The sequence below is a fragment of the Rummeliibacillus sp. G93 genome (assembly GCF_023515935.1).
In the GTDB taxonomy this organism is placed as follows: Bacteria; Bacillota; Bacilli; order Bacillales_A; family Planococcaceae; genus Rummeliibacillus; species Rummeliibacillus stabekisii.
Genome location: NZ_CP097314.1, coordinates 3,202,551 through 3,226,013, shown reverse-complemented (window position 1 = coordinate 3,226,013; position 23,463 = coordinate 3,202,551). Strand labels below are relative to the sequence as shown.

The window sequence follows — 23,463 nt, the reverse complement described above, 5'->3', positions numbered from 1 at the left end:
TATGAACGATCCACAATTGGACCGTATTCCACCGCACAATCAAGAAGCTGAACAATCCGTAATTGGCGCTATTTTTCTTGAGCCGCAAGCTTTGATTACCGCTTCAGAAGTACTGTTACCAGAAGATTTTTATCGTACGGCACACCAAATGATTTTCCAAACAATGTTGCGCTTAAGCGACCAAGGAAAAGCGATTGATGTTATTACGGTAACGGAAGAGTTATCTTCGCATAATGAGCTTGAGGATATTGGCGGTATTTCTTATATTACGGAAATTGCGAATGCTGTCCCAACAGCAGCTAATGTCAGCTACTACGCTCATATCGTTTCAGAAAAGGCGTTGCTTCGCCGTTTAATACGTGTGGCAACAAAAATAGTCGAAGATGGCTATACGCGTGAAGATGAAGTAGACGCACTTCTTGCTGAAGCAGAGAGCAAAGTAATGGAAGTAGCCAATCGAAAGAATGCCGGTGACTTCAAACATGTCAAAGACGTGCTTGTTGAGACATATGCCAATGTGGAGAAACTTCAAAATCGCCAAGGTGATATCACGGGAATCCCAACAGGTTTCCGTGATTTAGACCGTCTAACAGCAGGATTCCAGCGAGGAGATTTAATCATCGTTGCTGCGCGTCCTTCAGTAGGGAAAACCGCCTTTGCGCTGAATGTGGCACAAGCTGTTGGTACCTTAACAGAGGAGAATGTTGCTATTTTCTCTTTGGAAATGGGTGCTGAACAGCTTGTCATGCGTATGCTGTGTGCTGAGGGTAATATCGACGCACAAGTCTTACGGACAGGCGCTCTCAATTCAGAAGACTGGCGAAAGCTTACGATGGCGACAGGTACATTATCCAGAGCAGGCATCTATATCGATGATGCAGCTGGTGTACGTGTAAGTGAAATACGTGCCAAATGTCGTCGTCTTAAACAAGAACAAGGACTTGGCATGATTTTGATCGACTACTTACAATTGATTCAAGGCAGCGGTGGAGCAGGTCAAAATAGACAGCAAGAAGTATCAGAAATATCTCGTTCACTAAAAGCATTGGCACGTGAGTTAGAAGTGCCTGTTATTGCGCTATCCCAATTATCTCGTGGTGTTGAACAGCGACAAGATAAACGTCCGATGATGAGTGATTTGCGGGAGTCTGGAAGTATTGAGCAGGATGCTGATATCGTAGCATTCCTATACCGTGAAGATTATTATGATAAAGAGACAGAAGACGCCAATACAATTGAAATTATTGTTGCCAAACAGCGTAATGGCCCGACAGATACGGTGAAGTTGGCATTTAAAAAAGAATACAATAAATTTGTTAGCGTAGATTGGACAGCAGACGTACCTGCTGGCTTTTAGTTGTGAGAGCATTACATTTAATGCTCTTTTTTTTATTGCCAGAATGGGTAGTTAATCTTGGAGCAAGAAAAGGAAGGAATTCTATGCAAAACGGAACTAACACTCTATTGAGGTAATATTACCCAAAGTCTATAACTTTACTATTAAAAAAACGAACATTGTAGTCTGACTTCTATTACATGTTCGTATATTTTAGCCATCTTGTATTGACTTGGCCTATTTTCGTTGTTACAATAAGTCTGTTTGAATCAGGGTGCAATGAATGTGCCTGACGGAGGTGCTGATTATGACATCAGTTGTAGTAGTAGGAACACAATGGGGAGACGAAGGAAAAGGGAAAATTACCGACTTCTTATCGAAAGAAGCTGAAGCCATCGCCCGCTATTCTGGTGGTGATAATGCAGGCCATACAATCCAATTTGAAGGGGAAACGTATAAATTGCATTTAATCCCTTCAGGCATTTTTTATAAAGAAAAAATGTCCATTATGGGGAATGGTATGGTAATCAACCCCAAATCACTTGTTGAAGAATTAAAAGGACTACAAGAAAGAGGCGTAAGCACAGAGAATTTACGCATCTCAAATCGAGCTCACGTTATTCTGCCGTATCATATTTACCAAGATAAAGTAGATGAGGAAGCCCGCGGTGACCAAAAAATTGGAACAACCTGCAAAGGAATTGGCCCATGTTATATTGATAAGGTACAGCGAATTGGTATCCGTATCGCAGATCTACTAGATAAAAAAGTATTCGAAGAAAAGCTACGTACAAACTTAGAAATGAAAAACCGTCTTTTTGAAAAATACTATGGTGTAGAACCTTTGAAATTTGAAGATATTTTTGAAGCATTTTACCAATATGGTCAAGAAATTGCTCAGTATGTAACAGATACATCTAAGATTCTTAGCGATGTGCTAGAAGAGGGCAATAAGGTACTATTTGAGGGTGCACAAGGCGTTATGCTGGATGTAGACCATGGCACATATCCATATGTCACTTCATCCAATCCAGTTGCTGGTGGCGTTGCAACAGGTGCTGGCGTAGGCCCATCACAAGTAAACCGTGTGATCGGTGTAAGTAAAGCTTATACTTCACGCGTAGGAGATGGACCGTTCCCAACTGAATTATTTGATGAAATTGGCCAACAAATTCGTGAAGTTGGACGAGAATATGGTACAACAACAGGCCGTCCACGCCGAGTAGGCTGGTTTGACTCCGTAGTTGTCCGCCATTCTCGCCGCGTATCAGGTATTACAGATTTAGCATTAAACTCAATCGATGTGTTAACTGGTCTTGAAACTGTAAAGATCTGTACAGCGTATGAATATAATGGTGAAATTATTACAGAATACCCTGCAACTCTTCACGCAATTGAAGGCTGCAAACCAATCTACGAAGAGCTTCCTGGATGGACAGAGGATGTCACAGGATGCAAAACGCTAGATGAGTTGCCTGAGAACGCAAGAAACTATGTAAAACGTGTAAGTGAGCTAACTGGTATCCGCATTGCAACATTCTCAGTGGGACCAGATCGTGATCAAACTAATGTACTGCTTAATGTGTGGGACGCGTAATTCTAACCCCATCATATAAAAGTCAAAAGGCAATCCCCTCTTTTCGAGGGATTGCCTTTTATTAATGGATATCCTTCTTCTTAAAACGTCCTCCACGCACTTCAGCAATATTGCCAATGGCAAGAAAGGCATGTTCGTCAAGTTCGCTAACAATCGTTGTGAGCTTTGATTCTTCTAAACGCGTGATCACTGTGAAGATCACTTTCTTCGTGTCTCCCGTATAAGCACCCTCACCATTTAGATAGGTAACGCCACGGCCCAAACGGTCAATAATTGCTTGCCCGATTTCATCGTATTCATCACTGATAATATAAACCGCCTTCGATTCGTCGAGACCCTGAATGGTAATATCAATCATTTTGTAAGCAATAAAGTAAGCTAGCCCTGAATACATTGCTTGTTCCCATGTGAATACAAATCCAGCTACTGTGAAGATAATGAGGTTAAAAAACATGATGATTTCGCCTACGGAGAATGGGAGTTTTTTATTAAAAAGTATAGCTAATACCTCTGTACCATCAAGTGAACCGCCTGATCGAATGACAAGGCCAACTCCGATACCAAGGATGATTCCTCCGAAAACAGTGGATAACAGCAAATCTTGGGTAACGGGTTTTACATGTTCCAAGAGAAGTGTTGCGACAGATAAAGTAGTAATACCGAGTGCAGTTGATAATGCGAATGTTTTCCCAATTTGCTTATAACCGAGGAAAATAAAAGGGATATTAAGGAGGAAAATAAATACGCCTAGTGGCAGATGAGTTAAATGGGAAATAATTATAGAAACGCCGACAATGCCTCCGTCTAAAATGTTGTTGGGAACGAGGAACAGGCTAAGGGCAATAGCAGTTATGCATGCACCAACGATGACCATAATAGTTCTTTGTGCCAGCCTCTTTTTAGACTGTGTTTTCTTCAGTTTATTTACTTCTATGCCCTTTGGCAAAACCGGCTGCTGTTTCTGTCGGTTTGCATCACTCATAAAATCTCTCCAATCTTTTTGTAGAATAATAGTTTAACCAGACTTACAAATAGAAAGATCCTTGGCGAAGAATTAGCTAATCACAATTTTAAGCCATAGACCTATTCATCCGTAAAGCCCAATTAGTTCCACTAATAACCAAATTAGATGAATTATCATCCTTTTAGCAAAGTGTCACCCTATATCTCTATAATATCGGAAAATTCGGTTTTTAAGAAGTAAAAAGCATGGCTTTGTTAAAACTTTTAAAAAGAAATGCATATTATAGGAGAAATGTAGGGGATAAAATAAGCCCTTATGACCGTTCTAAATCTCAATGAAAATAGCTGAAGTATGGTAAAATTAAATAGGACATATAGTCGATGTGTCGATTCATAGCGAAATTATTCCCCAGGAAATGTCGAAGGGGGTTTTTAAAGATGCAACGCAAACTTAAGAATGGTAGAGTATTGATAGAATAGAAAAAGACCGGAGTAAGGAAGGGGAATATATATTGGATAAGACGATTTTAGTAGTGGACGATGAAAAGCCAATCGCAGATATACTGCAATTTAATTTAATTAAGGAAGGCTATAAAGTTGTCTGTGCATATGATGGAGATGAAGCATTAAAAAAGGTAGAGGAAATTAAACCTGATTTAATGCTTTTAGATATTATGTTGCCCAAAAGAGATGGTATGGAAGTATGCCGTGAAGTACGAAAAAAATATGACTTGCCTATCATTATGCTGACAGCGAAAGATTCAGAGATTGATAAGGTGCTAGGTTTAGAGCTTGGCGCTGATGATTATGTGACTAAACCTTTTAGCACACGAGAATTGATTGCAAGGGTGAAAGCAAATATGCGTAGACACCAAACTGTGGCAGTAGCTGAAGAAGCAGTTGAAGAGAACAATGATATCGTAGTAGGATCGCTTGTCATTCAGCCAGATGCATACCTTGTATTAAAAAGAGATGAAGCAATTGAATTAACACACCGTGAGTTTGAATTACTTCATTACTTGGCTAAGCATATCGGACAAGTTATGACGCGCGAGCACTTACTACAAACTGTTTGGGGCTATGATTACTTTGGAGACGTCCGCACAGTAGATGTGACCATTCGTCGACTTCGTGAAAAAATTGAAGATAACCCGAGTCATCCAGCATGGATTGTCACTCGCCGAGGCGTTGGCTATTATTTAAGAAATCCTGAACAGGAGTAAAAGAACATGCAAAAGGTCCGTTTTTTTAAATCAGTCCAAGTGAAACTAGTACTGATTTATGTATTACTCATCCTTATTGCAATGCAAATTATAGGGCTTTATTTTGCAAAGGAATTGGAACAAAACCTAAAGAAGAGCTTTGAAACTTCAGTTACTGATCGTTTGACGCTTGTTAACTTTAGCGTTAAAGAAGAATTGTTAAAAGAACGAACGGATAGTGATCCAACGCTTGAACAAAGCTTAAAAAGTATTGTAGATTTATCCTCCGATGATATTAAAGAAATTAGAGTCATAGATCCGCGTTACCGAATCCTTGCTTCTTCTGATAAGAGCAATCAGTCTATTGTCGGGCAACGAGAAATGGATTCACTTGTAAGGCAATCTATTACAACACAAACGCGCTATGCCAAAATTGCATTAGATGAAAAGACACGCAAAAGAATTTGGGTAGTGGCCACTCCCATCATGTCAAATGGAAAGGCTAATGGCAAAGAAATTGGAACCGTTTATGTAAAGGCAAACATTGAACGGATTTTTGAGCAAATGAATGATATTAATCAAATCCTTGCAGCCGGTACAGCATTAGCATTAGCCATAACAATTGTGCTTGGCATTTTTATTGCCAGAACTATTACAAAACCAATTTCCGATATGCGAAGACAAGCGCAAGCAATGGCCAGAGGGAATTTCTCAAGGAAGGTTAAAGTTTATGGCAACGATGAAATAGGTCAATTAGCTATTGCCTTCAACCATCTGACCAATCGTCTTCAAGAAGCGCAGTCAACTACTGAAGGTGAGAGAAGAAAGCTTGCCTCCATCCTTACAAATATGACGGATGGCGTTATTGCGACTGATCGGAAGGGGAAAATTATATTAATCAATTCACCAGCTGAAAAACTGTTAAATAGCGGCCATAATGAGCTAATGGGAAGACCATTGGTTTCTGTATTAGGTTTGGAGAAACAACATACATTTGAGGATTTAATCCACATGAAGGATGCAATCAACCTTGATTTTAGTTCCTCAGAGCGTCCTTATATTTGGCGTGCTAATTTCTCTGTAATACAGAAGGAAACTGGCTTTGTGAACGGTTTGATTACAGTTCTGCATGATATTACAGAACAAGAAAAGATTGATATGGAACGGCGCGAGTTTGTGTCTAATGTATCTCATGAATTGCGTACGCCACTTACAACGATGCGCAGTTACTTAGAAGCATTGACAGAAGGGGCTTGGCAAAACAAAGAGATTGCCCCGCACTTTTTACATGTCACACAAACTGAGACGGAGCGAATGATTCGTCTGGTAACAGACTTATTACAGCTTTCCCATATGGATAGCAGAGAATATGAAATCAATGCTGATATTGTGGACTTTAATCGATTCTTCAACAGCATTATTGACCGTTTTGAAATGGCAAAATCGAAGAACGTTGAATTTATACGATTATTGCCTTCTGTTTCATACTATGTAGAAATCGATACAGATAAGATTACTCAAGTTATTGATAATATTATCTCCAATGCATTGAAATATTCGCCGGATGGCGGCAATATCCGCTTTGGCATGAAAGCAAATGACGGTATTTTAACCGTCATGATTTCAGATGATGGAATGGGTATTCCGAAAGATAATGTTGACCGTATTTTTGACCGTTTTTATCGTGTAGATCGGGCACGGGCACGATCTATGGGTGGAACAGGGCTTGGTCTTGCTATTTCTCGGGAAATGATTGTAGCGCATGGCGGGAAAATATGGGCAGAGAGTGAAGAGGGAGTAGGTACAACCATTTTCTTCACATTGCCATATGAAGAGGATGAGGCAGGTGAGTGGGATTGAAATATATCGAGCAGATTAAATCACTTTTACTCTTCGTCTTAGTCTTTTTAAGCATTACATTGACGTTTTCCATTTGGACATACAAACCAGACTATGACCCACTTGAAAAACAAAAACCGCCGCTGAATGTTTCTTTTGAAAAGAAACAACAGCTGGCTGATGTCGTTAAACCATATCGTATGGTCTTCCACGAGAAGGATACGTGGCGCGGCACAGATCGGTATGAAGAAATGAAAAACATGCTGAATCGAATGCATCGTTGGCGTATCTCTAATATGACTTTAGTAAGCAAAAATGCGAATGCCTATAAGGTGAATCAATTAATGAGAGATGCAGATAACTTCACGCTATTTTTCCCTGCTGAGGTGCCCTATGCCATCTTCCAAAATATTTTGCCGTCCGTCGATGAGCAGCCTAAAAATCTTTCATTTAATAAAATGATTTTAGATTGGGAGCGCATAGACGACTCAGATGAACTTATTGTTTTCTTCGCCAATACTGCTAATGGTCAGCTTTACAAAGCAAAGGTACATGTAGATAGCCAAGATGACTTTTATAAACATATTATAGACAAATCTCATTCTCTTGAACGTTATATTGCGTACGCAAGGGAAAGAGGAAATACACTGTATTTACCTGCACAAGAGGAGAAGGTTATGCAGTATACGTATTTAAGCTCTTCTTCATCTATTGATAAGTTTAAAAATGCATTATTTACAATGCCTAAAAGAGTTAAAAGCAGTATTGATGATACAAACTTTAAAGAGAATTATACGGATGGCGTTTCCATGATGACGGTTAATACAAGTAAAAAAACATTGGATTATGTTGATGCCAATGCTGTAGACAACTTAGAAAAGACAAATAAATCTAGCCTTATCTTGAATACATTCAATTTTATTAATGAACATGGTGGATGGACAGGCGATTTTCGCTATGAAGATGTTGATACTTCAAACAACAAAATTATGTATCAGCTATATGTGAAAGACTATATGGTATATACTGACGCATCTGTCACCTCTACAGCGATCGAGACTGTATGGGGAGAAACCCGGATTGCTCGTTATATACGTCCTTATTACAAGCTTGTCTCTGTCCCTGAAAACGAAACCGTTATGATAGAGAGTGGCGAAAGAGCCATTGAGGAAATAAGCAAACAAGATGGTGTCGATATAAATGATGTGGAAGAAATAAGGCCGGGTTATTATTTATCTACGAATGAACGTCCGAATGTCTTTATACTGAAGCCTACTTGGTTTTACTTTATCAATGGCAAGTGGAAGTCTCTACCTCTAGTACCGAGTGCAGGAGGTGAGCAAGTTGGATTGGAATAAAGCCAAAACCATCTTTATCATTGTATTTTCTATTTTAAATATATTTTTGTATTATATGTACGTAAATCGTTATAATGAAGCGCAAAGTGTTCCTGTTATTGGCGATACAGATTTTTCTACACGTTTAAAAGATGAAAACATAACGATTAAAAATAAGCCTGCTGCAACGATTAACGTCTCCTATATTTCAGGCAAAATTAAAAAATTTAATATGTTGGAGCTTGCCCAATTGAAAAATCAAAAGCTCCATATCGGTAATAATGACACAGAAATTGTATCAAAGATTACCAAGCCGATGCCTTTGACAAGTTTATCAGCTAATAATATAACGCAATTTGTTGAGAAGAATGTTTATAAAGGAAGATCGTATAGGCTTTGGAAGATAGACAAGTTAAACAAAGTAGCAACATTCTTCCAAGTTTCAGATAATCGAACGATTTATTACAATCAGAATGCAGCTGTAAAAGTACATTGGAATGACGCAAATGAAATCACAAACTATGAACAGAGGATGTTTGATTCACTGAAAAGTTTTGGCGAAAAAGGAACGTTGATTGAACCAGAAAAAGCTATTAAGGCTATTCTAAACAAAGGCTATTTAATGCCGAACTCTACTATTACAAAAATAGAGCTTGGCTATTCAACACTTGTACCTTTAACGCAAATCCAAGTACTGGCACCAACATGGTATATACATGTAGAGTTGCCAAAGGATAAAAAAGGGATTAAGAATGAAGTGGATTACTTTGTAAACGCAGATGGGACAATCGTAGATATTGAACATAACGCCAAAGAAAGGGAATTACAGCAACAGTAAGGAGTTTTAGCCATGCAGTTTAGTGTGTTAGCTAGTGGCAGTACTGGCAACTCCATCTTTGTAGAGAGCGGCGAACATTCATTAATCGTCGATGCTGGGTTGACTGGCAAAAAGATGGAACAGCTTTTTGAAAAAGTAGGCCGTGATATAAAAAGTTTAAACGGGATATTGGTTACACATGAGCATTCTGACCATATTAAAGGTGTGGGAGTGCTGGCGAGAAAATATCAAATACCTGTATTTGCAAATGAAAAAACATGGAAGGCAATGGATGGGCTAGTCGGAACAATTCCAACAGACCTTCGTTTTCAATTTGATATGGAAACGGTCAAAACCTTTGGCTCATTAAATGTTGAGTCCTTCGCTGTTTCACATGATGCAAGTGATCCTATGTTTTATTGCTTCCATGATGGTCAAAGAAAGCTAGTGGTCATCACAGATACAGGCTATGTTAGCGATCGGATGAAAGGCATTATAAGAAGTGCTGATTCATTTGTTTTTGAAAGCAACCATGATGTTGGCATGCTGCAGATGGGACGTTATCCTTGGTCAGTCAAACGCCGAATTTTGAGCGACTTAGGGCACGTTAGCAATGAGGATGCAGCTGTTGCAATGAGTGAAGTGATAGATCAGAAGCCAACGCGCATCTATTTATCACACTTAAGTAAAGACAATAATATGAAAGATTTAGCACGCATGAGCGTTTCTCAAACATTGCAATCATGTGGCATTATGCCTGGTGAATTCGTCCAATTGTATGATACGGATGCGAATGAACCAACAGAACTGGTCACAGTCTAAATATATAGAAATCCCCCTTTAAGAAATGGCTCTGACCGTTATATTGATAACGAACGAGATTAGAGTCAGTTTAATAAAAGGGGATTTTTTTATGCCGAAATGGGGAAGTTAAGATAAGGAAAACTTTGAGGTGATTTTAAACTTGTTTTCATCTTATTTTAATGTTGGTCAGATATTGTATTACTAACGAAGCAGATAATTGAAGAAAGGATGAAACATATGGGATATTACGATCAAGATGAAACAAAAACACGAAGGAAAGATGGAAGCAAGGCAGGCTATTTTTTGAGCGGAATTATCGGTGTCATTGTAGGAGCACTTCTTGTATGGCTCTTATTGCCGTCCATGGTGGATTACCTGCCGAATAATAATAGTGCAAGAGTATCGAGCAGCGGCAGTTCCACAGCCAATAAAACATCAACTCCACAGGTATCTACAGAGGTCTCAACGAATGTAACAGATGCTGTTGCAAAGACAAAGGATGCAGTGGTGGGCATTACAAATATTCAACAAACGCAAACTGACTTATGGGGCGACTTACCATTCCAAGATGGTGGCGGCATCACTGGAGGTAATGGTAAAAACGATCAGGATTCCAGTGAGCCAGTTGGCAGTGGTTCTGGTGTCATTTATAAAAAAGTAGGGAACAAAGCATATATCGTCACCAATAACCATGTTGTTGAAGGAGCTAAAACGTTAGAAGTTACATTTTCAGACGGCTCTAAAGAACAAGCTAAGCTAGTCGGCACAGATATATGGACAGATTTAGCGGTTATTTCTATCTCAAGTAAAAAGGTAAAAACGGTGGCTACTTTTGGCGACTCTGATAAATTAAAACAAGGTGAAACTGCGATTGCTATTGGTAACCCTCTAGGATTAGACTTCTATGGTTCTGTTACAACTGGCGTTATCTCAGGAACTGATCGTACTGTGCCGGTGGATTTAAATGAAGACGGTACGGAGGATTGGCAAGAAGAAGTATTGCAAACAGATGCAGCAATCAACCCAGGGAATAGTGGAGGTGCATTAATCAATTTGGCAGGCCAAGTCATTGGCATTAACTCAATGAAGATTTCTGAATCTGCTGTAGAAGGATTAGGTTTTGCCATACCAATTAATTCAGCTATTCCTGTAATAGACGAATTGCAACAAACGGGGAAAGTAGTAAGACCTTCAATGGGCGTATCACTAATCGATTTAACAGATGTACCAGCTTACCACCAAAGCCAAACTTTAAAATTGCCTCCTGAAGTAACAGCTGGTATTGTTGTAAGCCAAGTTGTGAAAAATTCTTCAGCTGAAAAAGCAGGTATTCAGAAATATGATGTCATTGTTGAAATGGATGGAGAAAAAGTAGATAATTCAATCGACCTCCGTAAGATTCTTTACAACAAGAAACATGTTGGAGATCACATCAAATTAAAAGTGTATCGTGATGGCAAGTTGGTTCAAAAAACATTAACATTAGAAGACAGCTCAAAACTAAAACAATAATTTAGTTTGTGGATAACTAATGGAAAAGCATTAAATTATAAACAAGCGAGCAAGGAAAGAAAATCCCCTTCTTTCCAGCTCGCTTTTTGTTTGATACAATGAGTTGTGGATAAAAAAAGGTAAATTGTGCATAACTCTGTGGAAATCTAAAAGCAAGAAAGGAATAAATATTTTGACAATATATAGCTGCGAAACCCATATAGGACATGCTTTAGACATGTTTGTTGCAACTGAAAAAAAGATACCGTTAATGGAAAATATAAGTGAGGAAGAAAAGTTATCCACAAAGTGCGAGTACTGTGAAGAGCATGCAACATATATTGTGGCGAACAAATGAACGCACACAATATATTGAAATGAATTGTGGATATGTGTATAACTTTTGGGGATAAGTTGTTTGTAAATAAAAAAGGTAGGTGGATAACTTGTGGGTATAACAATTATTAGTGTCGGTAAATTGAAGGAAAAGTATTTAAAAATGGGCATTGAGGAGTATGTCAAACGCTTAAATGGTTATACAAAAATGGAAATTATCGAAGTTCCTGATGAAAAAGCGCCTGAACAATTGAGTGATGCTGAAATGGAAATCGTTAAAAAGAAGGAAGGAGAAAGGATTCTCGCTAAACTAACCCCTGATCATTATGTCATCGCCCTTGCTATCAATGGTAAGATGCGCAGCTCCGAGGAACTCTCAAAAGATATTGAAAGTCTCATGACATATGGCCAAAGCAAAATTGCTTTCGTCATTGGTGGTTCGCTCGGCCTTCATAATGATGTGTTAAGTAGAGCTAACGATAAACTCTCCTTTGGAAAAATGACCTTGCCACATCAGCTAATGAAGCTAGTATTAGTGGAGCAAGTGTATCGAAGTTTTCGGATTATGAAGGGTGAACCCTATCACAAGTAAGTGCGGTTTTTGAATTACATAGAACAGGCTACGAATTAAAGTAGGCTGTTCTTTATTTATTGACATGGAGTTAACTCCATCTTTTAAAGTGTATATATTAAAAGAATGGAGTGATGTAAATGGCTAGCGTGACGTATATATTGAGTGGATTATATGCTTTTTTAATGGCAGTAGCAGGCTTCCAACAATGGAAAGAAGAAGGATATCATGTAAGAGCCTTATTATTCATTATTGTATCAACAGGAATTATTTTAATCTTATTTATACCAAGTAAAGACTTGCTGTTTCTATTACTAATTCTCTCATTTGTTTTTCTACACATATTGACGATTATACAAGGGATAGTAACAAATGGCCGCATTAAGTACAGCCATCATATCAGTCGTTTTATTTTCCATAGTATAATTATTCTAATGGTTTATAAATTTATAAAATAGTAGGTGGTAGTGGTGAAAATTGGAGAATTTGCAGAGCGTACCGGTATTAGTAAAGATACTATTCGATACTATGAAAAAATAGGTTTATTACAGCCAGAAATTATAAACAAATATCGTGAATATAACAATAATGACGTCATTCTAATTGAAACCATTATTAAACTAAAACAAACGGGATTTTCACTATTGGAAGTTAAGATGCTTTTTGATTGGTCGAAAAATACGGATCATAATAAAAAATTAACACAAGAAGAAATTCAAAATGTCCTTCAAATAAAAGAGATATTTCAAAATAAATATACACAAATGGTACAAAAGGAAAATAACATTAAACAAATAAAACGTGTATTACTAAACGCAGATTATAAAATTGAACAACTATTAGAAAGAAATAAGTGTTAGAGTTTTTAACTTTTATATAGATGTCCTTTAAGCATATCATCCATAGTGCTTCTTTCTTTGAAAGAGGCACTATGGATTTAATTCTAATGAGATTGTCCCTTTAGTGTGGCTTAATTCAATGATAACTCTACTTTAATTTAATATTCCGTACCTTTTACCATTCTTTTGGTTCATAGTTTAATTCTCTAAATAATTGAGTTCGCTCTTTCTTAGATAAATCTCTCCATTGTCCAGGTGGGAGGTTACCTAAATGAATATTCATGATTCGGGTTCTTTGTAATCGGTAGACGTCGTATCCTAATTCAGCACACATGCGGCGAATTTGACGATTTAGTCCCTGTGTCAAAATGATTTGAAAATCAAATTTTGATAATTGTACTACTTCACAAGGAAGTGTTTTGGTGCCTAATATTTTGACTCCCTCTGACATCTTCTTTAAGAATTCAGCAGTAATTGGCTTGTCTACAGAAACGATATACTCTTTTTCATGCTTATTTTCAGAACGCAGAATTTCGTTAACAATGTCGCCGTCGTTCGTAAGAAGAATTAAGCCCTCCGAATCTTTATCCAGGCGTCCAATATTAAATATTCTTAATGGGTGGTTGACCAAATCAACAATATTCCCTTTTACACCTTTTTCGGTTGTACTCGTAATGCCTACAGGTTTATTTAAGGCAATATAGACATTATTCCTTGCTACAAAGATTGGATTTCCATCTACTTGGACGTCATCCCCAGCTTCAACTTGGCTACCTATAGTTGCACGTTTACCATTGATTGTAACTCTTCCATCAGTAATTAATTTATCTGCACCTCGTCTAGATGCTTTTCCAGCTTCACTTATATATTTATTAATACGCATGTTGGCACATCCTTAATCAGGGATTGTTTTATTAAATACTAACTATACTTTATTTTAAGGCTGAATCACATACTATTATTCAGATATAAGGGATAAAAGTTCATGGCAATTGAAATATATATCGCCATCATAGGAGTATTTTCTTTTGTATTTATAAGGAAAGTAGAGAAAGGTACTCTTTGTAGGGCTTAGAGGGTCCATCTATAAAAAAAGTGGGGGTCAGGCCCCCACTTTTAGCATAACTAGCATATAAACAGAAGATAGGATAGTTATGAGTGCAATCATTATTTTTAAACGGTTGATAGGGACCTTATTAGCAAGACGAGTACCTGTAATAATCCCTATAATGGTTCCAATTAAACTAGCGATAATTAACATTGGGATGGTTTTCATATTGGCATGGGCAAAGTAGCCGAATATGGAGGGAATAGCGATAAACACAGAATTTAAAAGACTTACCCCTACTGCCACCCGAATATTGATTCCGAGGCTAACTAGTAACGGTACTAATAAAATGGGACCACCTGCCCCTGTTAATGCGCAAATGGTTGCTGTTAGAAAACCAAGAAGGATAATGATTGATGAATGATTCAATAGTATTGATCGATTTACTTTAGTATCATCCTTGTTTTTCTTAAGCATAGATAGCCCAGCTAGCAGGATAAAGATATAGAGAAGAAGCTTTGCTAGGAAATCAGAAATGAGTACATTGATTTGAACTCCCAAAAACGCACCTGGAAGACTGCCGAGGCTTAAAAACAGCGCTAGTTTTAAATCCATGTTTTTTGATTTCCAATAAGAATAGGCACCAATTATACCCGAAACAGCAAAGGATAAGAAACTTAGTGCAAGAGAATCATGCACAGGTATATCTAAAAAGCCTACGTATATTAGAGGAAGAAGAAATCCTGCAATTCCGGACATCCCTAATAAAATGCCAATAATTAAATTGGAACATGCGACAATACTAAAAAGAAATAAATTTGTAAACATTTATCAGACCTCAATTATTCCTAACCCATGAATTAGAGTAGGGTTATATGTTTGCTCGAATAGAAAGTTCCTTCATTGCAAGCTTACTTTCATATTTTATTTTTTCCTCATCCAATGTAAGTACTTCCTTGTTTTTCATTAATATTTTGCCATCGACAATACAATCGGTTATATCATTACTGTTAACAGATTCGATTAGGGTATTTAGCAAGTTATGTGTCGGAGAAATATGCGGCTGGTCAATGTTAATTAAAATCATGTCCGCTTTTTTACCAACCTCTAATGTCCCTAGCTGATGCTCTCGTAACATGGCTTTAGCGCCACCTAATGTCGCCATTTCTAAGATGTTCTTTGAAGGCATGACAACTGGATCAAAAATAGGAACTCCCAAAAAGGCTCGCATTAATGATTTAAACACTTTCATCTGGTCAAATAAACTCAATCCAGAGTGACCAGCTCCATCTGTTCCAAAACCAACACTTATACCCTTTTGCAGTAGGCTAGGCGTCTTAGGAATTCCCTTGCCTGAATTACTAATGGGACAATGAACGACCTTACTATTATAAGTTTTAATAATATCCATTTCATTTTCAGAAAGTAGAATACTATGTGCACCTAGGAAATTTTGATCCAAGACACCTATAGACTCAAGATATTCAAACGGACGCATTTTAAAGTTTTCCAAGCAATAACTAATTTCATTTGGATATTCATTCATATGAGATTGTACACCTGTGGAACATTCCTTTGCGGCTGCAAAAACTTCCTGAATTAAATCAGGTGTACAAGTAATAATAGATCTCAGTGAAAACCATACATCTAATCTTCCGTCACCTGTTCCATGAAATTGGTTATATAATTGCCGGTTTTCACTAATATTTTTCTCTATACTAGATTTCATTATATCAGGAATATCCTTGCCGGTATCCATAGTGGAACATGTAATAGCCCCTCGTAGACCAGATTCCAAAATAGATTCTGCTACCTTATGCATATGTCTTCCACCTGCATCAATAAAGGCTGTTGTTCCCGACTTGATCATTTCAAGGCAGCTTAACTGAGAGCTTATGTATACATCTTTTTCTTGCAGGTTACTTTCAAATGGAACCATTATGCGTGTCCAGATCATAGGGTATTCATCTGCAATTCTTCCACGTAGAAGCTGCTGACATGAATGGGTGTGTGCATCAATTAAGCCGGGCATCAGTAATTTTCCATTTCCACATAGCACTTCTTTTGATTTGTAGGATTTTGATAAGAGGATATTATCACCAATATCTATGATGGTATTGTTTTTTATAACAAGACATTGGTTATTTAGTACGTTTAAATCTGGGGTTAATATAGAACAGTTTGTAATCATTAAATCAGCATTATACTCTCTATTTTCCATAACAATTCTCCTTAGATGGCTTTAGGAAACAGGATGGCAGTCGCCTTCCTACCTCATTTGTATTTAGAATGAATCTAACGTATCAGTTAAGTTTAAGAACACTTGAGCAAAAATGGCTTGTATAAGAAATGTACCGGTAAAAACTAAGATCGCTACGATGACCATTTTCCAACTTTGGCTGATAAAGGATTTGAAATTAAGACCAATTCCAGCAAGGGTCCCAACAATTGTGATTGGAGCCATAAAGGATATTTTGGCTGTGTAATCAATGATTGGCTGGGAGATGGGGGAAATAGGACTTGCAACAAGTAATCCTGTAAGAATTACATAAACAATGGCTGGTATTCTTAAAGGAATTAATTTTCCTAAAAATATCCCAATGAAAGCTATAGCTGATAAAATCATTACACCTGGAATGGATTCTGCAATGGACATATGATTTCCAATTAGGTTAGCCACAAGGGTTGTAATAACAGAAGTGAATAAAAGAGAAATAGTCCAATCGCGCATATTCATTGTCATATTAACTACCAACCTTCATATTTTTTGTTTCTCGTGTATGTTTTGGGCTGATTCTTGGTTCAAGCCAGTAATACATTTTCCTTGTAAGAGGAAGTGAAATGAATAAAGTGAAGTAAATTCCAACAATTGCAGCCAACATATCACTTGCGCCTGCTAGCATTACAATCTGATCAGCATATTCCGGATAGATGGTTGCCAGTGTGCTAGATGCAGCCGCCATCATTACACCACTCCCGACACCACTGGCCATAGCTAGTGCTAAGGGATGGAAAATGTTCATGGATGCTACCAAACTTGCCAAAAAACCGATATAAATTGTGCCGATTAAAAAACCGATGATGTAAATAGACAGGGCGCCCCTTGCTTCTGGTGAATTAGCCCCGTATAGATGACAAATCAGTCCATAATCCTTATCACGGCATGTAGAGCTTGTAGCACCGATGGCTTCTTTCTTAATCCCTAATAATAATGCGACTGGTAAGGCTAGAAAAATCGTTCCAACATGTCCAAGCTCTTGGAAAGCTAATCCGGGACCTACATCAACTAGTTTTGGAAGATTCGCACCGGCTAGTACACCTACTTTTGCCATAAAAGGAGTAATGGCCACGAGAACAAGTGATGAGGCATTCTTTGATTCCTTTTCTTTAAAAAATCGAAAAATATCAGGTCCAAGTAAGACACTTATCACAATCGCAAAAAGCATTGGATATATGATAATTAAAGCAGACCCTATTTGAAGCTTTTTTAACCCAATTAATTCAGCAACGAGAACGATGACTAGAGCAGCCAGGTATAAACGATAATTCTCCTTGATTATTTTTCCTATTGATTGATATTGTTCTTTGTTTTTCATTCTCTTTTTCCTCTCCAGTTGATTTTCTCTTTTTAGAATAGTTTCGTATAAATATGAGTGGAAAAAGAAAAACTCTAGTTAAAATAACTAGAGTTTGACATACAGAAAAAACAAAAAACGAGAAATAGCCTGAATAATGAATGGTTTGGTCAGTGCTGATAACGTGCCGTTTTCTGTCATTCCTCATAGTCAAACTATTTACGGTAGTTTGGTAGAGACTTTTGGACCTTATTTCCAAGTTTATACGAAGAATCAAAAAGACGAATATTGAATTGTATATAGTTAATATTTGTTCGTGTATTTAACAATTTATATCATTTTTTTTAGAATGTCAAATTTTTTTAGGGAGTTTTTCGACATAAGAAGACATTTTTTTTGATTGAAATGTACATAGTCATAACAACAATAAGTATATGTATATCTGTTATTATGCTAAATTAAAATAAAAACATTTTTAAAGAGGTACATAACCGTGAATTCGGATTTGACAGCTAATATAACTCTAGTTTGTACATCAAGCGTGCTAAATTTGTATTTATGCATATACGTTTTCGTTAAGCGATTTAATTATACGAAAATCGCCAATCTATTTATTCTTTATACTGCGTTTACATCTGTTTATTGTATTGCTTCCGCATTTGGGTTATTGTCTACAAATCTTGAACAAGTACAATTTTGGACTATCGTTCAATATATAGGAATGCCATTTTCACCGCCTTTAGGGTTACTATTTATCATGCAGTATTTAGGGATGAAGATAACTAAAAAAGGTTGTGTAGCGCTTCTTCTTATACCTTTTATTAGCTTGATCCTGGTTGCTACGAATAACTTCCATCACCTGTATTATAGAGTGTTTGAAATTGATCCAGCTTTGGGCGCTCCTTATGTACATTTGGAATTAGGTATATGGTATATGATCCAAGGCGTTTTCACATTTGCCAGCATGTTTGTGGCCTTTCTTCTAGTACTCTCTCGTTGGAAAGAAACAGCTAGGGCTTACCGTTTGCAATTAATCGCATTAATGTGCGGTCAATTAGTGCCTATAATCACAGCTTTTATATATTTAATAGGGGTGACTCCTCCAGGAATTGACCCTGTACCAATGGTTTTATGGCTTTCCTCACTCTTATATTTATGGTCTATTAGCTCATCACGTATGTTTACGATTATGCCTGTTGCTAAAGATGTGATATTTAATAGTATTAATGATGGTGTTATCGTATTAGATGAATCTAACCGATTAATCGAGTTTAACCAAGCATGTCAGAGCATGTTTCCAAAATTGCATAAGTCAATGTTTGGAATGGACTTTGCTAAAGTTTGGGTTGAATTGTCAGGAAGTGCATTCCCTTTTGATTTGAAGAAGACTGCATTTAACCAAGAACTACAGCTTAGAGCAGCAAATCATTCAGAGAATACTTATCAAGTTCGTATGTCACCACTACAGTATGCTAATACTAATAAAGGTCTGTTAATTATATTTACTGATATTACAGATCTAAAAAGATTGCAGGTCCAACTGGAATATCAAGCTTTTTATGATGAACTTACACAAATTTATAACCGACGTGCATTTTTTCAGAAGTGTAATCAAGAGTTTTCAGAGTTAAAGAATACTTCATTGGCCTTCTCGGTGATTTTGATGGATATTGATTATTTTAAAAGAGTTAATGATACGTACGGGCATTTTGTTGGTGATCAGTTGCTTCAGCATGTAGTAAATATTTGTCGAGCTCAGTTGAACAAAGGGGAACTCTTTGCCCGATATGGCGGCGAGGAGTTTGTTCTTGCATTGAAGGGATATACGGTGTTAGAAGCCGAAGTATTAGCTAATCAGATACGCAGCCATGTAGAAACAAACCCACTCATCACAAATGATGGAATTATTTCTGTTACTCTAAGTCTTGGAGTAGCTGAAGCGACGAAAGAGAAAGAGGAGACACTATATCAGCTTCTGAATAAAGCGGATAAAGCATTATATTCGGCCAAACAAGAAGGACGTAACCAAGTGTACGTTTATACAGAGGAAAGAAATGTATAATATACTTTGTATAAAAGACTAGAACAATACTAGCTACAAGAGGATCATCGCTACACATGCTTACCATGAATTTCGTTATTTCAAAATAATAATAATATGAGTTATAAAAAAGGACGGATGTAATGAAGTATAATAAAACAACTATGTTAAAGCTTATCAATGAACATCGAGTGTTACATGATGAATTAAAAAGGCTAAAATCAGAAATGGGATTAGAGAAAAATTTTGCAGTAAAGGCATTGTACCATTCATATGTAGCAGAGGATGGTCCTTATATCAAAGAGTATCAGGATTTAGAGCGTTTATAAAAAATATATGGGTGTTCCTAATTAAAACACTAAAAGATGAACCGTATATAATTATATACGGTTCTAGTTTTATAATCTTTTGCTTCTGACAGGGCTTAGAGAAATCATTCATATTATAATATACGACTTCTCTGTCAGTTCATTAAGCATTCATAAAGCTGAAAGTAGAACATCAGGACCGAGGTACCTATTTTATTAGTAAGTAGCTTATTATAGAGATAGAGAGGTGTTTGGGATGATTGTTTTGAAAGATATTGGGAGGTTTAAAGAACTGCCGGAAATCGCCATGTTCATTTATCAAGGAGATATTCCTGCTTTACAAGCATTAATAACAGAAGGCTGGGATATTGAGCAGGGCATCGTACTTAATAAGCGTATTACATTAAGCCCATTGGATCTGGCGCTTGTATCACAGAAATTTGAGGTGGTAAAGCTGCTGGTAGAGCATGGGGCCAATCTAAATGCAAAGCATAATCCTGCATTTTTAAAAGCCGTCCGCTATTGTAAGGAAGACATCGTTAGGTATATTGCTGGACAAGGAGCCAAGTTAGATATGCTTAATCAAATAGGATCTGACGCTTATTCACAGGCCTACTATGGCAATAAAAGTAATATTCCGCTTATACATGAACTGGGATTAAATATAAAGCTTTATGGCGGTGCTGTATTGAGAGAAGCCGTTTCAGACCATGACATGAAGACACTCAATTATTTGCTCAATCAAGGGGTGGACATCAATTATAATAAACCGGATAAAGTCTATCCTTATCAAGCGACTCCGTTAACGGTTGCTGTACGTATGGGGAATACGACTATGGTTAAATTTTTGATTGAACACGGGGCGGACGTGACTTTAGCAGAAAAGAACGGTGAGAGGCCTTACACGATTGCCGTTAGTAATAAGCATAGTGACTTAGCTGGTTATTTAAAGTCACTAGAGCCGACTGAAATGCATAATTTAGAAAATAAAAAGCATGAACTGAAAAAATATAAATTACCAGATGAACTGGTAATCTTTCTTACAGGAGACAAGCCCCGTCTTGAATTGGCGCAAAATGAATTTGACATTGGCTATATCGATTTTTTCGCATTGACCGATACGTTTGAAATGAAACTTGGCAAACAAGAGATGTTGCGCCTATCAGCTGAAATAGATAATTATTCTGATTTGCAGCTAGTTTGGAATCCAAATAACAGAGGTCAGATAGGCTGTTATGACGAAGAGCATCAGAACTATGCGGACCTATGCAGTTTTACAGATTTCCTTGCACAGCCTGAAATATACCTCATTAAGTTTCTTGAGGGAGAGGTGTAATGAAGAACTATACGAATATTTTAGTGGAGAGAACAGACTGTATTCTTTATTATGCAGTACCATGTTCTTCGAATGAACATGGTACTGGTTGGATAGGCGGGAATGCACCTGATTTCTTTGATGAGCAAGCAAACCTTATCCATCAAACTAATCAAAGCTATTATTTTTATTTAAGCATTATTCATCCATTCCAATCTGAGAGCATGATTTCAATCTTCATTCCAGAGGACTATGAGGTATATTTGGACAACAACATTTATCCGAGTTGTTCAATAAAGGTGCTTGAGCATCCAATTTCAAAGGAAAGCGTCAAAGATCTCTTTACTAATCCAGGTCTTATAAAACATGTAATTTCAGATGGAGAAATCACCGATGACAAAAAGTCTAAGGAGTCACCCTTTTTAATTAAACTAGGTGGGAACCCAAGACTTATTCAAGAGGAAGACTATTACTTTACCAAACTAAAGGAAGAATCACTTTCTTTTTTCTTTCAAGTAGATGAAGAAGGTTACCCTGAAACGTTGCTTCATCCAGAGGACAATTACCCATTTGGTTTTGGTTCCCTATATATTTTCGCCAACATAGGGCTCACTGAGATTCAACATCCAGTAGCAGGCTTTTGGCAATTCTCTTAATACAACGAAGGGTTGATGATGAAAGTAAGTTTAATATTCTGTAGCTAATCACAAGAAAATGAGTTGTGGTATACTCAGGAATATAATGGATGTAGTTTATTTTATATCGAAGGAGAAGTCTAGATGCTATCGGAAAAAGTAATCAATTATTGCAAAAGCAAGAACTGGTGGTTTGAAGATATTACAGACGAGTATGAATGTGCATTAGTTAAGCTAGGCATCGATTTAGAGTCAGATTTTGCATCGTTTTATCTGCATGCAGAGGATGGACCAACTTTCTTCAATAGACGCCGTGAAATCTATCAGATTTGTTGGTTTATGATTAATTCTTCTGATTATATGTTAGGTATGGGGAGAACTCATAGCGTTTTAAACCTGCCTGAAGAATACATTCCTTTGGATAACTTTGAAGGGGAGTTCGGCTTTTTTTATAATAAGAGCACAGATGAAGTATTAGGCTTGGGATTGGGACAGCAGATGGAGGATTTTTTTGCTGGTAATTTGAAACCGCAATGGAAAAGCTTTAACTGCTTCCTAGAATGGTATTTTGAACTAACAGATTCCTCTGTGACTATATAGAAAAAGCCCCGTCAATTATTGTGAAGTTATAAATAAAACTAATGTTAAATGCTTAGATGAAATATTAATATTTGTTATATTCAGTTTTTTCGCTATTATTAAATTAGAGTGATATAAAAGGGGGAAAGCACATGTCGAAATCTGAAATGATGGATAAGTATCTTGATGCCTACGAGGGTAAAATTAGTGGTACTGTGATTTGTGAGGCTGTTGATTCAGCATTTGGAATAAATTTAGATAAGGCACCAATACTAAAAGATAATGCTATAGAAGGATCTACATCTGCTCCTGGCAAATTGTCTTCTAGAGAAGTGATCGATTTGTATCTACAGCAGTCTGATGAGAAACAAACAGGACCGGTTATTCGCCAGCTAATCAATAAAATTTTTGGAGTTAATTTAGAAGGAATCTCAGCCTTAGAAGGCGCAAAGATATCCTTATACTCTAAAGATCAATGGATTGTTCACCATGAAAAAGACTTATTTGTCGTCCATACTGGGATAGGTGATATTGATGTGAAAATTTATCCTACCACTTACTTTATAGAACAGACAGGATCAGCGGCACTTCCTGAAGACCTACAGCAATTATTATTACAACTAGGTTATACATATAATGAGGAAATCAGTAGTTATTATTATAGTAATCCTACAGGTGAAGCGGTTCCTGATAGTTTTAAAGGGAAAACCATGCAAGCCATTGGTAAGGTAGTAACAGAGTCCTTCGCAACTTTATAAGATATTTTAGTTTAATAATTCAAAAAGCCATATAAAAGGGAAACTTCCCATATTATATGGCTTTTTGATTTT

Annotated in this window: 24 protein-coding genes and 1 riboswitch; of the genes, 18 read left to right on the top strand and 6 right to left on the bottom strand. The window is 37.0% G+C overall.

Annotated elements, in window-relative coordinates; all coding sequences use genetic code 11:
- The first annotated feature begins 1 nt into the window (after position 1).
- Positions 2 to 1,357 (top strand): replicative DNA helicase, encoded by a 1,356-nt coding sequence (gene dnaB / locus M2M59_RS16320; protein WP_066791160.1) that lies wholly within the window; start codon positions 2 to 4, stop codon positions 1,355 to 1,357.
- A gap of 286 nt (positions 1,358 to 1,643) precedes the next feature.
- Positions 1,644 to 2,933, top strand: coding sequence for an adenylosuccinate synthase (locus M2M59_RS16315; protein WP_147197607.1), 1,290 nt, complete (start codon positions 1,644 to 1,646; stop codon positions 2,931 to 2,933).
- A gap of 61 nt (positions 2,934 to 2,994) precedes the next feature.
- Here M2M59_RS16315 and M2M59_RS16310 read toward each other — a convergent pair whose 3' ends face one another.
- Entirely contained in the window at positions 2,995 to 3,915 is a 921-nt protein-coding gene (locus tag M2M59_RS16310) for a YitT family protein (protein ID WP_147197605.1), read from the bottom strand.
- Positions 3,916 to 4,408: 493 nt separating this feature from the next.
- Between M2M59_RS16310 and yycF the strand changes: the two genes are divergently transcribed.
- The 10 genes from yycF (at position 4,409) to M2M59_RS16260 (ending at position 13,153) form a co-directional block, all read left to right on the top strand.
- The gene (gene yycF, locus M2M59_RS16305) at positions 4,409 to 5,119 is read left to right on the top strand and encodes a response regulator YycF (RefSeq protein WP_066791156.1); all 711 of its coding nucleotides are present in this window, start codon (positions 4,409 to 4,411) and stop codon (positions 5,117 to 5,119) included.
- A 6-nt stretch (positions 5,120 to 5,125) separates the two neighbouring features.
- On the top strand, positions 5,126 to 6,958 hold the full coding sequence (walK, locus tag M2M59_RS16300) for a cell wall metabolism sensor histidine kinase WalK (protein ID WP_066791154.1): 1,833 nt from the start codon (positions 5,126 to 5,128) through the stop codon (positions 6,956 to 6,958).
- Positions 6,949 to 8,295 carry a YycH family regulatory protein gene (locus M2M59_RS16295; RefSeq protein WP_249775117.1) on the top strand — a complete coding sequence of 449 codons (1,347 nt, stop codon included), beginning with the start codon at positions 6,949 to 6,951 and terminating at the stop codon, positions 8,293 to 8,295. The genes walK and M2M59_RS16295 overlap by 10 nt, the downstream gene beginning before the upstream one ends.
- Positions 8,282 to 9,112 carry a two-component system regulatory protein YycI gene (locus tag M2M59_RS16290; RefSeq protein ID WP_147197594.1) on the top strand — a complete coding sequence of 277 codons (831 nt, stop codon included), beginning with the start codon at positions 8,282 to 8,284 and terminating at the stop codon, positions 9,110 to 9,112. The genes M2M59_RS16295 and M2M59_RS16290 overlap by 14 nt, the downstream gene beginning before the upstream one ends.
- A gap of 12 nt (positions 9,113 to 9,124) precedes the next feature.
- Positions 9,125 to 9,913, top strand: coding sequence for an MBL fold metallo-hydrolase (locus M2M59_RS16285; RefSeq protein ID WP_147197592.1), 789 nt, complete (start codon positions 9,125 to 9,127; stop codon positions 9,911 to 9,913).
- A 219-nt stretch (positions 9,914 to 10,132) separates the two neighbouring features.
- Positions 10,133 to 11,407 (top strand): S1C family serine protease, encoded by a 1,275-nt coding sequence (locus M2M59_RS16280; RefSeq protein WP_066791147.1) that lies wholly within the window; start codon positions 10,133 to 10,135, stop codon positions 11,405 to 11,407.
- 103 nt (positions 11,408 to 11,510) lie between these two features.
- Positions 11,511 to 11,744: a CxxH/CxxC protein gene (locus tag M2M59_RS16275; protein WP_371923794.1), complete on the top strand. Its 234-nt coding sequence runs from the start codon at positions 11,511 to 11,513 to the stop codon at positions 11,742 to 11,744.
- Between the two features lie 90 nt (positions 11,745 to 11,834).
- Positions 11,835 to 12,314 (top strand): 23S rRNA (pseudouridine(1915)-N(3))-methyltransferase RlmH, encoded by a 480-nt coding sequence (rlmH, locus tag M2M59_RS16270; RefSeq protein ID WP_249775116.1) that lies wholly within the window; start codon positions 11,835 to 11,837, stop codon positions 12,312 to 12,314.
- 119 nt (positions 12,315 to 12,433) lie between these two features.
- Positions 12,434 to 12,751, top strand: a complete 318-nt coding sequence (locus tag M2M59_RS16265; protein ID WP_249775115.1) for a hypothetical protein — start codon at positions 12,434 to 12,436, stop codon at positions 12,749 to 12,751.
- A 12-nt stretch (positions 12,752 to 12,763) separates the two neighbouring features.
- Complete coding sequence (locus M2M59_RS16260) at positions 12,764 to 13,153, top strand: MerR family transcriptional regulator (RefSeq protein WP_184117588.1); 390 nt, start codon at positions 12,764 to 12,766, stop codon at positions 13,151 to 13,153.
- 154 nt (positions 13,154 to 13,307) lie between these two features.
- On the opposite strand, the gene rluF is transcribed toward M2M59_RS16260, so the two are convergent.
- The 5 genes from rluF to M2M59_RS16235 form a co-directional block, all read right to left on the bottom strand.
- Positions 13,308 to 14,015, bottom strand: coding sequence for a 23S rRNA pseudouridine(2604) synthase RluF (gene rluF / locus M2M59_RS16255; protein WP_249775114.1), 708 nt, complete (start codon positions 14,013 to 14,015; stop codon positions 13,308 to 13,310).
- A 219-nt stretch (positions 14,016 to 14,234) separates the two neighbouring features.
- Positions 14,235 to 15,008 carry a sulfite exporter TauE/SafE family protein gene (locus M2M59_RS16250; RefSeq protein WP_147197577.1) on the bottom strand — a complete coding sequence of 258 codons (774 nt, stop codon included), beginning with the start codon at positions 15,006 to 15,008 and terminating at the stop codon, positions 14,235 to 14,237.
- Between the two features lie 43 nt (positions 15,009 to 15,051).
- On the bottom strand, positions 15,052 to 16,401 hold the full coding sequence (locus M2M59_RS16245) for an amidohydrolase family protein (RefSeq protein ID WP_249775113.1): 1,350 nt from the start codon (positions 16,399 to 16,401) through the stop codon (positions 15,052 to 15,054).
- 63 nt (positions 16,402 to 16,464) lie between these two features.
- On the bottom strand, positions 16,465 to 16,923 hold the full coding sequence (locus M2M59_RS16240; RefSeq protein WP_066791133.1) for a hypothetical protein: 459 nt from the start codon (positions 16,921 to 16,923) through the stop codon (positions 16,465 to 16,467).
- A gap of 1 nt (position 16,924) precedes the next feature.
- Positions 16,925 to 17,776, bottom strand: a complete 852-nt coding sequence (locus M2M59_RS16235; protein WP_249775112.1) for a DUF3100 domain-containing protein — start codon at positions 17,774 to 17,776, stop codon at positions 16,925 to 16,927.
- 166 nt (positions 17,777 to 17,942) lie between these two features.
- A riboswitch (purine riboswitch) is annotated at positions 17,943 to 18,044 on the bottom strand.
- 204 nt (positions 18,045 to 18,248) lie between these two features.
- On the opposite strand from M2M59_RS16235, the gene M2M59_RS16230 reads away from it, so the two are divergent.
- The 6 genes from M2M59_RS16230 to M2M59_RS16205 all read left to right on the top strand — a co-directional run bounded on the left by M2M59_RS16230 (position 18,249) and on the right by M2M59_RS16205 (position 23,391).
- The gene (locus M2M59_RS16230; protein WP_249775111.1) at positions 18,249 to 19,817 is read left to right on the top strand and encodes a histidine kinase N-terminal 7TM domain-containing diguanylate cyclase; all 1,569 of its coding nucleotides are present in this window, start codon (positions 18,249 to 18,251) and stop codon (positions 19,815 to 19,817) included.
- Between the two features lie 122 nt (positions 19,818 to 19,939).
- The gene (locus M2M59_RS16225; protein ID WP_147197569.1) at positions 19,940 to 20,125 is read left to right on the top strand and encodes a hypothetical protein; all 186 of its coding nucleotides are present in this window, start codon (positions 19,940 to 19,942) and stop codon (positions 20,123 to 20,125) included.
- A 235-nt stretch (positions 20,126 to 20,360) separates the two neighbouring features.
- Positions 20,361 to 21,440, top strand: coding sequence for an ankyrin repeat domain-containing protein (locus M2M59_RS16220; protein WP_147197567.1), 1,080 nt, complete (start codon positions 20,361 to 20,363; stop codon positions 21,438 to 21,440).
- Positions 21,440 to 22,075, top strand: coding sequence for a hypothetical protein (locus tag M2M59_RS16215; protein WP_249775110.1), 636 nt, complete (start codon positions 21,440 to 21,442; stop codon positions 22,073 to 22,075). The genes M2M59_RS16220 and M2M59_RS16215 overlap by 1 nt, the downstream gene beginning before the upstream one ends.
- A 123-nt stretch (positions 22,076 to 22,198) precedes the next feature.
- Positions 22,199 to 22,654, top strand: a complete 456-nt coding sequence (locus tag M2M59_RS16210) for a hypothetical protein (RefSeq protein ID WP_147197564.1) — start codon at positions 22,199 to 22,201, stop codon at positions 22,652 to 22,654.
- Between the two features lie 131 nt (positions 22,655 to 22,785).
- Positions 22,786 to 23,391 carry a hypothetical protein gene (locus M2M59_RS16205; RefSeq protein ID WP_249775109.1) on the top strand — a complete coding sequence of 202 codons (606 nt, stop codon included), beginning with the start codon at positions 22,786 to 22,788 and terminating at the stop codon, positions 23,389 to 23,391.
- Positions 23,392 to 23,463: the final 72 nt, after the last annotated feature.